The 13,514-nt window shown below is 36.9% G+C and carries 9 protein-coding genes; 2 read left to right on the top strand and 7 right to left on the bottom strand.

The annotated features are described in order from the left end of the window. Positions 1-2: 2 nt before the first annotated feature. Both AACZ49_RS02345 and AACZ49_RS02340 read right to left on the bottom strand, forming a co-directional pair. Entirely contained in the window at positions 3-2,564 is a 2,562-nt protein-coding gene (locus tag AACZ49_RS02345) for a circularly permuted type 2 ATP-grasp protein (RefSeq protein ID WP_339651183.1), read from the bottom strand. Between the two features lie 12 nt (positions 2,565-2,576). Next, positions 2,577-5,900, bottom strand: a complete 3,324-nt coding sequence (locus AACZ49_RS02340) for a transglutaminase family protein (RefSeq protein WP_339651182.1) — start codon at positions 5,898-5,900, stop codon at positions 2,577-2,579. A 269-nt stretch (positions 5,901-6,169) separates the two neighbouring features. Here AACZ49_RS02340 and AACZ49_RS02335 point away from each other — a divergent pair, with 269 nt between their 5' ends. Both AACZ49_RS02335 and AACZ49_RS02330 read left to right on the top strand, forming a co-directional pair. Then, positions 6,170-6,712 carry a DUF4287 domain-containing protein gene (locus tag AACZ49_RS02335; protein ID WP_339651181.1) on the top strand — a complete coding sequence of 181 codons (543 nt, stop codon included), beginning with the start codon at positions 6,170-6,172 and terminating at the stop codon, positions 6,710-6,712. Positions 6,713-6,792: 80 nt separating this feature from the next. Then, the gene (locus AACZ49_RS02330) at positions 6,793-7,665 is read left to right on the top strand and encodes a cation diffusion facilitator family transporter (RefSeq protein WP_339651179.1); all 873 of its coding nucleotides are present in this window, start codon (positions 6,793-6,795) and stop codon (positions 7,663-7,665) included. A gap of 52 nt (positions 7,666-7,717) precedes the next feature. Here AACZ49_RS02330 and AACZ49_RS02325 read toward each other — a convergent pair whose 3' ends face one another. From AACZ49_RS02325 to AACZ49_RS02305, 5 genes are all read right to left on the bottom strand, one after another. Continuing rightward, positions 7,718-8,608 carry a flavin reductase family protein gene (locus AACZ49_RS02325; RefSeq protein ID WP_339651177.1) on the bottom strand — a complete coding sequence of 297 codons (891 nt, stop codon included), beginning with the start codon at positions 8,606-8,608 and terminating at the stop codon, positions 7,718-7,720. A 17-nt stretch (positions 8,609-8,625) separates the two neighbouring features. Next, a complete protein-coding gene (fahA, locus tag AACZ49_RS02320; protein ID WP_339651176.1) occupies positions 8,626-9,861 on the bottom strand; it encodes a fumarylacetoacetase in 1,236 nt (411 codons plus the stop codon). A 17-nt stretch (positions 9,862-9,878) separates the two neighbouring features. Beyond that, on the bottom strand, positions 9,879-11,033 hold the full coding sequence (locus AACZ49_RS02315) for a homogentisate 1,2-dioxygenase (protein WP_339651174.1): 1,155 nt from the start codon (positions 11,031-11,033) through the stop codon (positions 9,879-9,881). Positions 11,034-11,202: 169 nt separating this feature from the next. After that, positions 11,203-12,333, bottom strand: a complete 1,131-nt coding sequence (gene hppD / locus AACZ49_RS02310) for a 4-hydroxyphenylpyruvate dioxygenase (RefSeq protein WP_339651172.1) — start codon at positions 12,331-12,333, stop codon at positions 11,203-11,205. 64 nt (positions 12,334-12,397) lie between these two features. Then, complete coding sequence (locus tag AACZ49_RS02305; RefSeq protein WP_339651170.1) at positions 12,398-13,504, bottom strand: histidinol-phosphate transaminase; 1,107 nt, start codon at positions 13,502-13,504, stop codon at positions 12,398-12,400. Positions 13,505-13,514 lie beyond the last annotated feature (10 nt).

Genomic DNA, 13,514 nt, shown 5'->3' with positions numbered 1-13,514 from the left:
ACTCAAATAGGGAAAGACTGTGTAAACAATTGATTTTGCTTGTTTGTATGATTAAAATAAGTATTCGATATAGATTGCGATGTTTGATGTAACAGATTTGACAGTTCTTTCATAAGGATATCCAATTCTTCCCGCCTGTAATCTTTTTCAGATTTTGTCTTGGCTAGTTTTGATGATTCTGCTAACCTCAATTTTGAAAAGGCCTCGAATACAAATTTCTGATAATTACTTAATTGATGGTCTTGTTTCGAATGTGGCAAACGAGAAATATCTTTCTGTAAACGATTAATCATAAATGTTAAAGAACGCGCATAATCTAGATCTAGAACTACTAAATCAAGCACATGTTCTAACTCTATATGCGAACGATAACTGTATCGATAAATATTTAAACTTTCATGGCTTGTCAGTAAATACTCCAACAAATCATATTCTACCTGCTCGTCATATTTAATGGTTAGTAAGGCACGACATTTAGTAATAGTCAACGAGCTTTGCTCTAATTGCAATCCAATAAAATAAAGCAACAAACCTTGTTGCACCATAATACTTTCCTCAATCAACCCCATAAAAGCAATTAAGCGGGTAATTAATTGATTCAATACTTTTAAAATTCGGTTGATGGAATGATCCTCACCATCTACTAAAGAATTCCATAATTTTTGGATATTTTCAAATACACGCCACATATCCGATGACCATAAATTACGAATAGAATAGTATGAATTACTGAACATACCTATGGTGTGGGCCAAACTACCAACTCTATTTTTATCTAAAATAACAGATAGCATTTCTTCGTAAGGATTATCCATTGCCAGTTTTCCATTCTTATCCTTCTCAATAAAACCTGGGTAGGTACCTGTCAATTGGGTAACCGCTCTGAACAATACTTTTAGCTTTTCTGAATCGGGCTTTTCATCCCTATTTTGTACTATAGCCATTTGGCGCATTACGGTACGTAAAAAGCGAGCGTTAACTAAAGTACGCCCAACATAACGCCCTGCCCAATATAAATTTTCTGCCGTTAGACTTGGCAAGTCATTTAATCCTGAAATTGCAACCGATGATTTCTGTTGCCATTGCCTACTTTTATCTTCTTTTGAGGCGGTCTCATCCAATATCCATAAATCTTTACTTGTACCACCTCGCTGATTAGAAACCCTAACTGTTTCGCTGTCTGATGCAACCCTAACCAAACCACCCGGCATTACCGAATATTGGTCTTTTGAGGCAATACAAAATGCACGTGCGACTACATTTCTTGGTTCTAAGCTCTCATTTGTAAGATTCGGAGCTGTAGAAAAATGGATGTGTTCTTGAGCGACAAAGCGATATGGTCGTTCTATAATCACCTTTTTAAGTGCATCTAGCTCTTTGACACTCATCTGCTCTCCAAAATAGATACTTTCCCTATTGGTACGATCTATCCTTTTTACTACTAATTTCGATAAGTTTTCTAGTACGTAATTTTTTTCTTTTTCTTGTCCGCACCACCAAGAAGCTATTTGAGGCAATAACAACTCTTCTTTCAAAAAATATTTAGCAATCGCTGGCATAAAAGGAATTAAACCAGGATTTTCAATAACCCCACTTCCTACTGGATTAATGACCGATACATTTTTTCTTCTCACCACATCTAATAATCCTGCGACGCCTAAATGTGAATCTTCACGTAATTCCAATGGATCTGTAAATGCGTCATCTACTCTGCGCAATACTACATCTATCTGTTTTAAACCTTGCAATGATTTCATCCAAAGATAACCATCGCGAACTACCAAATCATTGCCTTGAACTAATGGATATCCTAAAAAGGAAGCCATGTAGGCATGTTCAAAATACGTTTCATTATGTGAACCTGGAGTTAGAATTACGATATTCGGATTCTCTTTTTTACCTGGGGCCGCATCAATAAGCATCTGATTGAATTTTTGAAAGAAACCAGACAACCGTTTAACGTGCATTTTTGCAAACATTTCAGGAAGAATTCTACTGCTCGTAGATCTATTCTCTAAGGCATAACCCATTCCTGATGGTGCTTCTGTACGATCATTAACCACCCACAAACGACCATCGGTGCCGCGACATAAATCTGCTGCATATATGGATAAATACTTTTCTAGATTAAGCTCCATACCCGAGCATTGTCTTAAAAAACCACGATGTCCATAAATGACCTCATAAGGAACAATACCATCTTTAATCAGTTTTCGCTCGCCGTAAACATCCTTTAAAACCAAATTAAGTAGTTCGGAACGTTGTTTTAAACCCACTTCTACCTTTTTCCATTCTTCTATATGCAAAACAAAAGGCACCACATTTAAGCTCCAAGGCCTATGCATTCCTTTTGGGTCATTATAAACATTATAGGTTACGCCGTTCTCAGACAATAACCAATCAATATCTTTCTGGCGGGCCTTTAATCCATTGACTCCTAGCTCATCAAATCTCTTAAATAATTTATCCCAATATGGTTTTAACCCATCGTTCAATGAATACATTTCATCATTGCTCTGATAGGTTTTGTAGCTATTTAACCAGCTGGTCTTTGTTGTTGGCATTACCTTTTTCAATTACTTTTTACGTAAATCGGTTACATGTGGATACTCAGGATTTACCGGCATCTCCTTATATACAAATGTATTTGAACCTGATTTAGGTTCTACCATTCTACCGGTAAAATTTGTTGTAGCGATCAATTCTTTAGGTGTCTCTTCATCTTGGGTTAAGCCAATATCCCAAAACCTATTTATTCTTCGAGATTCGGCCTCAAGACTATTTATAGGGTAATTATCATAGGAGAGTCCGCCAGGGTGTGCCACAAAATAAGTACAACCGCCAATAGATTTTTGGTTCCAATCATCTACAATATCAAATACCAAGGGTGTATCTACACCAATAGTTGGGTGTAAGGCAGACCAAGGATCCCACGCCTTAAAGCGAACACCTGCCACATACTCGCCTTTTGTTCCTGTAGGACTAAGGTCTACTTTTATTCCATTACACGTTAACGTATACCTTTCTATCGTGAAGTTATTTAGTTTTACCTGTATACGTTCTAAGGAAGAATCGACATAACGGGAAGTACCACGCCCAGTCATTTCTTCGCCCAATACATTCCAAGGTTCTATGGCCATTCGAAGTTCTAATTGCATCGCATTTATTTCTACCATGCCATACAAAGGAAAACGGAACTCGAAAAAAGGGTCGAACCAATCTAACCTAAACGGATAGCCCGCATTGTTTAATTGCTCAACGATATCTTTTATATCTTCTTTCACATAATGCTCTAACAAAAATTTGTCATGAAGTTCAGAACCCCAACGAACCAATTTATGCTTATATGGTTTTTTCCAAAACCAAGATACCAATGTACGCACCAATAACATCTGCATTAAGCTCATTTGTGCATGCGGTGGCATATCAAAGGCACGAAGTTCCAATATGCCCAACCTGCCTGAAGAAGAATCTGGGGAATATAATTTATCGATACAAAATTCTGCCCTATGGGTGTTTCCTGTAATATCGGTCAATAAATGACGAAACAAACGGTCGGTCAACCAAAATGGCACTTCTTTATCTTCGGGTATTTGCGAAAATGCAATCTCTAGCTCATACAAGTTTTCTAATCTAGTCTCATCAACTCGCGGTGCTTGACTCGTTGGCCCTATAAACGCTCCAGAAAACAGATAAGAAAGTCCCGGATGATGTTGCCAGAACGTCAATAAACTTCTCAATAATTGTGGATTTCGAAGTAGTGGACTATCCGCTGGGGTAACCCCACCCAAGGTAACGTGATTTCCCCCTCCAGTACCGGTATGCTTACCGTCGAGCATAAATTTCTCTGTGCCTAAACGCGCTTTTTTAGCCTCAGTATAAAGCGTCAACGTATTATCCGTTAGTTCTTGCCAGTTATTTGCTGGATGAACATTTATTTCGATAACACCCGGATCAGGTGTAACTTTCAATACCTCCAAACGGTTATCGCGTGGCGGCTCATAGCCTTCTAAAATTATCGGAGCATTTAATTTTTTAGCGGTTGCCTCTATACTCGCCACTAAATCTAGAAAGTCTTCTGCGCTATCTAAAGGTGGTAAGTACAAGTATAATTTATCTTCTCGAACCTCAGCACAAATTGCTGTTCGAACAAAAGGTTGATTTTTATCTCTCTTTTGCGATTTACTTCTTTTTCTTCGCTTTAAATCGATACCATAAGCAGGTAATTCAGGGCGTTTCTCAAAAAGTTCTGGCTCTGCAGTTGGCTCTGATGGAATCTCTGGATTTTTTGGCAAAGAGTCTAATGGTAATCGCAACCCTATAGATGAATTACCAGGTGTCAATAATAAATGCTTTCCTCTAAACTCCCATCGATTGGTAATCCATCTACCATTTTTCTTTACCAATGGGAAAACATGACCTACGGCCTTACCGATACCTTGCTCTAAAATATCACCCAACTTCCGTCGTAAATGTGTATCGTTTTTATTGTACTTTTTAGGATCTACATCTATAGGTAATTTACCTTCTTCCCATAAAAAGTAAAAAGCATCTTCGTATGCAGGGGTAACAGATTCATCGTCAGTCCCTAAAAATTTGGACAATGTTTTTAAGAATGCCTCCGTAATATTTACGGGTAATTTATAACTTTCTGCAAAGGAGGCCAATAATTTCGGTTCTCTCCAAATAGGGTATCCATCTTTACGCCAATGGATACCAATTAACCACCGTGGTAAAGGTTCACCAGGATACCATTTTCCTTGCGCATGATGTAAGACTCCTCCTGTACCGAACACATCCATTAATCTTAAAGACAATTTACTTGCCAGCTTGCGTTTGTGATCACCATCAGCCTCGGTATTCCATTCCCCTGACTCCATATCATCTACAGAAACAAAAGTTGGTTCACCACCCATGGTTAATCGAACGTCATTCGCCTGTAATTCATCTTCGACCACAAAGCCTAAATCATAAATGGCTTTCCATTGCTCTTCAGTGTAAGGTTTGGTAACTCGGGGAGATTCGAAAATACGGGTAACTGAATTTTCGAATTCAAAGGTAGTTTCGGCAAAATCAGCAAATCCGCTAACAGGTGCTGCACTTTCATAAGAAGGTGTACATGCTAAAGGAATATGACCTTCACCAGCCAATAGACCAGATGTGGCGTCTAAGCCGATCCATCCCGCACCAGGTAAATACACTTCGGCCCACGCATGTAAATCCGTAAAATCTTCTTCAGGACCCGATGGGCCATCTATAGATTTTTCGTCGGACTTCAATTGAACTAAATACCCAGAAACAAAACGTGAAGCTAAGCCTAAATGACGTAATGTTTGTACTAACAACCAAGCATAATCCCTACAAGAACCTAGTTTACTGCTTAAAGTTTCTTCACACGTTTGCACCCCAGGATCCATACGCAAGGTATAGTTCAAATAATTGTACAAATTGCTGTTCAATCCAATTAAAAAATCGATACTACGTTTAGGTGTCATATCAATTTTTGCCAACCAATCTTTTAAAAGTGGACCACTTTCTACCTTCTCCAAATAAGGTAAAAGCTCTTTTTTCAACTCTTCAGAATAGGTAAATGGAAACTCTTCTACTGTTTCCTCAACAAAGAAATCGAACGGATTAATTGTTTTTAAATCAGCAATTATTTCGACATCTATAGAAAGTTCGGTAGTCTTATCTGGAAATACAATTCGGGCCAAATAATTACCGAACGGATCTTGCTGCCAATTAAAGAAATGATTTTCTGGTTTTATTTTTATGGAGTAGGCTTCAATAGGGGTTCTACTATGTGGTGCAGGTCGCAATCTAAATATGTGTGGAGATAGATTTATGCTTCTATCGTAGATATATTTTGTCTTATGTTTAATTGCAACTTTTAATGCCATGTGTTCGTCGTATTTCTGTCTTACCTAATATAAGCACTAATAATTGTAAGTGTATATGTAAATAAGTTAATCGTCTTATTTTTATTCATAAAATAACTGTGCCGTTTTTTATTGCTAGATTGATAATCTTGTGATTGATTTTGTATTTTTTCTATGAACAAAGCACTTAAAAATCAAGTATTTAAAATATATTGGAGAAACTAATCTGTGTAGATAAAAAATAAAATCAATATTAATTTTCGTAAATTAAATTTCAAATCAACATCAAAATGGACAAGGCGCTACTAACCATGATTGACAATATGCCCGAAAAAACTGGTAAGTCTTTAAACGAATGGAAATCAGTTCTAAAATCAAAGTCTTTCACCAAACATTCTGAAGGCGTTAATTTCCTAAAAAAAGAACATGGTGTCACCCACGGTTTTGCTAATACAATAGTCACTTTATCCAAGGAAGAAAGCAGTAGTCCAGCCAATCTTGTTGAACAACAGTACAAAGGAAAAGAGAGTTTAATCCCTATCTACAATGCCCTTTTAAAAGTAATAAGAAGATTTGGCAACGACATTACTATTACCCCTAAAAAAACCACTGTTAGTTTGATACGAAAAAGGCAATTCGCTCTTATAAACCCTGCCACTAAAACCCGAATTGACCTCGGACTTAAAATAAAAGATAAACCTAAAAACGACCGGTTAGAATCTTCTGGCCCTTTTGGCACCATGTGCACTCATAGAGTTCAACTCACCGATGCCGCGCAAGTCGACAATGAATTAATTGGATGGTTAAAAGAAGCATACGAAAAGGCAAATTAACAACGGTATATTTTATTTAAAAATGAGATTAAATTCACTTAAAAATATTCTGTGATTTCTGAGACCATTACCTTTGCTTCATGAGTATCGAACAAACTGCTATCAAGACCACTTATTTTAGTATTATCGGAAGCATTGCCTTGGCATTAATTAAAGGGTTTGCTGGTTTTTTTGGTAATTCCTATGCACTTATAGCAGATGCTATTGAATCTACTACCGATATTTTTTCTTCCATTTTAGTGCTCTTGGGATTCAAATACGCAGAACGCCCAGCAGATGAAAATCACCCATACGGACACGGAAAAATAGAACCGATTATTACATTTTTAGTAGTAGCATTTTTGGTGATTTCTGCAACGGTTATTGCCTATGAAAGTATAGAGAATATTCAGACTCCACATAAAGTTCCAAAAAAATGGACATTAATCGTGCTAGGTTTAATAATTGTGTGGAAAGAAATCTCATATCGAATCGTCATCAAGAAAAGTGAGGAAACCAATAGCACCTCTTTAAAAGCAGATGCTTGGCACCATAGAAGCGATGCAATTACTTCTGTTATGGCTTTTATTGGAATTTCTATTGCTGTTATTTTTGGCAAAGGCTACGAAACTGCAGACGATTGGGCTGCATTACTTGCATCGGGCTTTATTCTTTATAATAGCTATTTAATTTTGAGACCTGCCCTTGGTGAGATTATGGATGAACAACGTTACGATGACCTTTTAGAGATCATACGTATAAAATCATTAGAAGTCCCGGGAGTATCAGGAACAGAAAAATGCTTTATTCGTAAAGCCGGTATGCAGTTTCATGTAGATTTACATGCTATGGTAGATGGTGATATTTCAGTAACCAAAGGGCACGATATCGCCCACTTGCTTCAAGACCATTTAAAGGCCGAGATTCCTAATCTCTGTCATGTATTAATTCATATAGAACCAGATAACCTTTAGTTTAGCATAGAAAACTACCCATATAAGGAATTTCAATAAATACCTGAAAATTTTAAAGATGTAGTAATGCCAAAGCATCTTCCGTCTTACCTTCTTCTAACCATTTTTGGGCTAGCTTATGAATTTCAGAAACTTTTATACCTCCTTTTAAAATGGATTTTACTTCGTGATGTTCTGCAATTCGGCTAATAGATTCTTTTGTAGGCAATTCTTCTAAATTTCCTAATCGACCTAAATTATTACCCGTTAAAACTGAGCTATTACGAACAGCTTCAGGCAACCTATCTACTCCGATTCCTTTTGTTCGTATTGGTTTAGGTATTTCAAATAAGGCATCACCATTTGCTCTGCAGTACCAATTACCCCCCATTCGCGCCACTAAATCTAACTTCGGAGTGTCTAAATTTCCTTCCGCATCGAGATAAGCTTTCTTTATATGAATCTGTACCACTTTTGCCAGTACCAAGTTACCTGCCCCTGGACCATCGCCCAGTGCTATTACCTTATCGACCACACATTCAAAAGCAACAGGAGCTTCCCCTACTCTTGGTGGTTGTACTTTATCACTTGGTACTTGTGTAAAGCCTGCTTTTACGAATTCATTTTCGCCTTTGTGATATTCGGTACTTGATAAAGACATTTGTTCTACCATATCATAATTTACAATATTGATGACTGTCTCTTTTACTTCTAGAACATTTTCTAATGTATGTTTGGTTGTATTATCACGGCCTCTTCGAGAAGGAGAGAATATCATGATTGGCGGATTCACACTAAAAAGATTAAAATAGCTAAAAGGACTCAAATTTACATTTCCATCCTTATCTATCGTACTAGCAAAACAGATTGGTCTTGGCGCCACGGCAGACAATAAATAGCCATGTAACTCTTGTTGTGAAATACTGTTTGGATCTATAGAATTTATTTCCTCCTTATTTGACATTGCTTTAGTGTTCTAATTTATTTACTTGGTAATATAGTTCCCGATACTTCTCCAAAACCTACTCGCTTTCCCTCTTTTTCAGCGAAACCACGCATAGTTACGGTATCGTTATCTTCAATAAAAGTGCGTTCACTCCCATCTTTCAATTTAAAAGGTTTTTTACCGCCCCATGAAATTTCTAAAAGTGAGCCAAAAGAACTTTCATCTTTTCCTGATATTGTTCCAGAAGCCATTACATCGCCTACATTTACATTACACCCATTAACTGTATGGTGCGCTAATTGCTGCATCATATTCCAATACATGAATTTAAAATTAGATGTACTGATTACAGTATCACCAGAAGATTGCGAAGACATCGACACTTCTAATTTTATATCATAATTATTTTCCCCTTCATATTGCAAATAAGATAACACCTCAGGTTTTTGCAACGGACCTTGAACTTTAAAAGGTGCTAATGCCTCAAGAGTTACAATCCATGGAGACATAGATGACGCAAAGCTTTTACCTAAAAATGGACCCAATGGTACATATTCCCATTTCTGGATATCGCGTGCAGACCAGTCATTGAATAAAACTAAACCGAAAATATGTTCAGCGGCATTTTTGGTTGAAATACGCTCTCCTAAATTGGTGCCTTTACCGACTATAAAGCCCATTTCCAATTCGAAATCTAGATTACCGGATGCTTTAAAAACTGGTACTTTCATATCATTGGTCTTCACTTGCCCCATGGGTCTATGAATATTTGTACCGCTTATCACTATCGAAGAAGCACGACCATGATACCCTATCGGTATATGTCTCCAGTTCGGTAACAATGCATTCTCTGGGTCACGAAACATTTTTCCCACATTGGTAGCATGTTCTATACTTGAATAGAAATCGGTATAATCGCCGACATGTATTGGCAAATGCATTTTTACATCCTTCTGAAAAATAAAAGCTGCTGAATGAATTTTTAGCGGAGAGTTTTCAATGGTCAACAATCGTTGTACATCTAAACGTACCTTATTAGTGATTTTCTTTCCTAAAGAAATGAAATCGTTTAAAGCGGAATTCTTAAAATAGGAAGCATTAACTTCTAACAAGCCTAAATTTGCCAAAACGGATAAATCAACTATCTGTTCTCCAATAGCAATACCTGCCCTTGGCCGATCACCTTTTAATGAGAAGATTCCAAAGGGAAGATTATAGATTGAAAAATCTGAATTTTTAGGTATAGACACCCATGTTTTTAGTTTTGCCAAGTGTTTCCTTATTTCTGTTATAACCAAGATTGATAATAGTCGCCGTCATCTAATTTTAATGCATTTTCGGTGACCATTAAAGGTTTAAACGTATCTATCATTACCGCTAATTCCTCAGAACCTTTTTGACCTATACTACGTTCTGCAGCACCAGGGTGCGGACCATGAGGTATACCTGCCGGATGCAATGATATATTACCTGGTTGTACGCCGTTTCTACTCATAAAATCACCATCTACATAGTACAACATCTCATCAGAATCTATATTCGAATGATTATAAGGAGCTGGTATAGAAAGCGGATGATAATCGTACAAACGAGGCACAAAAGAACATATGACAAAGGCATTCGTCTCAAAAGTCTGATGCACCGGAGGTGGTTGATGAATTCGCCCTGTAATAGGCTCAAAATTATGAATGGAAAATCCGTAAGGGAAATTATAACCATCCCATCCCACAACATCAAAAGGATGCCCTATATAGACCATTTCATGTATAACACCTTGCTTCTTCACCTTTATTAAATGCTCATTGGTATCGGTGAACGTTTCTAGGTTCTGTGGCAATTTATAATCTCGCTCACAAAATGGGGAATGTTCCAATAACTGACCAAACCAATTACGATAACGCTTTGGTGTATAAATTGGTGAAAACGATTCAGCATACAATATGCGATTATCTTCACTATCGAAATCTATCTGATAAATTGTTCCTCGGGGAATTATTAAATAATCTCCATATACAAAGGGTATTTGTCCGAAAATGGTTCTTAAAGTACCAGTACCCTTATGAATGAACAACATTTCATCGGCATCGGTATTCTTATAAAAATACTCTCGTAGCGATTTTCTTGGTGCTGCAACCCCTATAATAATATCACTATTTACTAATAAAGGTTCACGAGCTTCTAAAAAATCATCTTTAGCAGGAGCGTTAAAACTTACCAGTTTTAACGAACGTATATTCTTCTCCAAGGCAATTTTAGGAGAGACGTTGGTACTCTTTAAAATCTCCTTGACCATAGTAGGTCTATTATGGTGATATAATATAGAAGACATACCATCGAACCCAATTGTACCGAACAATTGCTCTGAATACAACTCATCATTTGGTTTTCTAAACTGCGTATGTCGCTTAGGAGGTAATGCTCCTTGTTTATGATATATAGGCATATACGTTCGTTTTACTCGATTATCGAGATTAAATACTACGAGGCTTACCTCGAAATTCTAAAGTTGATTCTTAAGAACACCTTACGAACTTGCCGCGAGGTAGTTTAAGAATTCTTGATCCTTCTTTTAAAAATACACTATTCTTGGTTGCTCAAGAAATCTGTTTAACCTATAAAGTTCCTCTTAATTCTTGCTCACGCTCAATAGCCTCAAATAATGCCTTGAAATTTCCTTTCCCAAAAGAAGTAGCTCCTTTTCTCTGAATAATTTCAAAAAACATTGTTGGTCTTGCTTGAACGGTTTTAGTGAATATTTGAAGCAAATACCCTTCATCATCACGGTCAACTAAAATACCTAACTTACGTAAAGACTCTATATCCTCATCAATTTCACCAACTCTTTCCGTCAGAACATCGTAATACGTTGTTGGTATGGTAAGAAACTCTATCCCCCTACTTTTTAAGTCAGAAACCGTTTTTACAATATCATCTGTAGCTACAGCAATATGTTGTACGCCTTCACCTTCGTAGAATTCTAAATATTCATCTACTTGAGATTTTTTCATTCCTGGTGCCGGTTCATTGATAGGAAACTTGATACGACCGTTTCCGTTACTCATTACCTTGCTCATTAATGCAGTAAATTCTGTTGAAATGTCTTTATCATCAAAGGACATTATCTGCTTAAAGCCCATTACATTGGCATAGAAATCTACCCAATAATTCATTTGACCCTCATTCACATTACCTACCATATGGTCTACAAACTTTAAACCTGTTGAAGGAGGCTGGTAGTCACTTTCCCATTTTTTATAACCAGGAAGAAAAGTACCCTTATAATCTTTTCGCTCTACAAAAATATGAACCACTTCACCGTAAGAATAGATTCCGGAACGAACTACCTTTCCATGCTCATCCTCTTCCGCTACTGGCTCCATATAACTTTTAGCCCCTCTTCTCACTGCCTCTTCATATGCATATGTAGCATCATCTACCCAAAGAGCCGTTACTTTTACACCGTCGCCATGTTTGTCGATATGTCTACCTACATCTGTTCCACTTTTTAATGGAGAGGTCAATACTAATCTAATTTTGTCTTGCTCTATCACATAGGACTCAAACTCTCTACTACCAGTCTCTAAACCTCTATATGCTAAAGACTTGAAACCGAATGCAGTTTTATAATAATGTGCAGCTTGTTTTGAGTTGCTTACGTACAGCTCTAAATAATCTGTACCATTGATCGGCATAAAATCTTGTGCCTCTTTGTGTTTGTTTTCTACCGCTGTTGACGTTGACATAGTCTATGAATTTAAATTTTTATCTTGTTTATTGTTGCTTATGCAACATGTGTGTTAAAAAATATTAGGCTATTGTAGTTTGGGTTTTCATTAAAATTTCTAAAGCATCCAAAAATGCCGTATTGGCCTCTCTAATACCAAATGAAATTCGCACTTTACCCGGGGCACCAAAATTACCTACTGGGCGTACCATAATTCCCCTTTGCTCTAAAAAAGCTGTGAACTCCGTATCTGATACTGGCGGATCGATTAGCACAAAATTACCCTGTGTTGGCCAATATTTCACCCCCAAAGCAGTAAGTCCGTTCAAAACAAACTTGCGTTCCTCTTTTACCAGGTCTACCGTTTTATTTACAAAATCAACATCTTCCAATGCTGCAATTGCACCTTCCAAAGCCAATGAAGAAAGCAAGAACGGTTTACATATTTTTCTCATATAATTGCTGATTTCTAATGGCGCATAGCAATAACCTACTCGTAGACCAGCCAAACCATATGTCTTTGAAAAACTGTTTATGGCAATTACATTTTTACCATCTACAACAAATGGAATACCCGACGTGTAATCTTCTGCTTCCGCAAAATGTCTGTATACTTCATCTAATACCAAAACTACGTGTTCAGGTAACCTATCAATAAACTTTTGCAAGTCAACCATTGGAATATAATTTCCTGATGGATTATTTGGGGAGGCAAGAAATACTAGTTTTGTTTTATCTGTAATAGCATTAAGAATACCATCTAGGTTGTAATTATAATCTTCGGTCATGGACACATTGATCGCCTTTGCTCCCATCCATCGTGTAAAAGCTGTATAAGGCAGAAAACAAGGCTGACTAACTATTACCTCATCATTTTCACTTAAAAAAGCTTTTGAAATCATATCAATAATTTCAGAACCGCTATTTGCGGTTATAAAATTATCTGCACCCAAAACACCGTCGAAATCAGTAACCAATGCTTTTCTTAATCGAATATCAGTATTATCAGGATACAAACTTAAATCGTCTAAAGTATTTACGAGCGCCTGCTTCACTTTGGGTGAATACCCTAACGGATTTTCATTGGAAGATAGTTTGTGCACCGTAACGCCATCTGGCATTATCATTTTTTTACCTCCACCTTTATAGGTGCTATCTTCTAAAATATAATTCTTAAAACCTAATTGCATGACTCCGATT

It is taken from the genome of uncultured Maribacter sp. (assembly GCF_963975365.1).
Taxonomy (GTDB): domain Bacteria; phylum Bacteroidota; class Bacteroidia; order Flavobacteriales; family Flavobacteriaceae; genus Maribacter.
Note: the sequence above shows the minus strand (reverse complement) of the source record. Positions and strands in the feature narration are given on the sequence as shown.

Bases quoted from the DNA above. Each gene is read 5' to 3' on its own strand.
- AACZ49_RS02325 (WP_339651177.1), bottom strand. From the start codon at position 8,608: ATGTCAAATAAGGAGGAAATAAATTCTATAGATCCAAACAGTATTTCA.
- hppD (WP_339651172.1), bottom strand. From the start codon at position 12,333: ATGTCAACGTCAACAGCGGTAGAAAACAAACACAAAGAGGCACAAGAT.
- AACZ49_RS02305 (WP_339651170.1), bottom strand. From the start codon at position 13,504: ATGCAATTAGGTTTTAAGAATTATATTTTAGAAGATAGCACCTATAAA.
- AACZ49_RS02315 (WP_339651174.1), bottom strand. From the start codon at position 11,033: ATGCCTATATATCATAAACAAGGAGCATTACCTCCTAAGCGACATACG.
- AACZ49_RS02335 (WP_339651181.1), top strand. From the start codon at position 6,170: ATGGACAAGGCGCTACTAACCATGATTGACAATATGCCCGAAAAAACT.
- AACZ49_RS02345 (WP_339651183.1), bottom strand. From the start codon at position 2,564: ATGCCAACAACAAAGACCAGCTGGTTAAATAGCTACAAAACCTATCAG.
- AACZ49_RS02340 (WP_339651182.1), bottom strand. From the start codon at position 5,900: ATGGCATTAAAAGTTGCAATTAAACATAAGACAAAATATATCTACGAT.
- AACZ49_RS02330 (WP_339651179.1), top strand. From the start codon at position 6,793: ATGAGTATCGAACAAACTGCTATCAAGACCACTTATTTTAGTATTATC.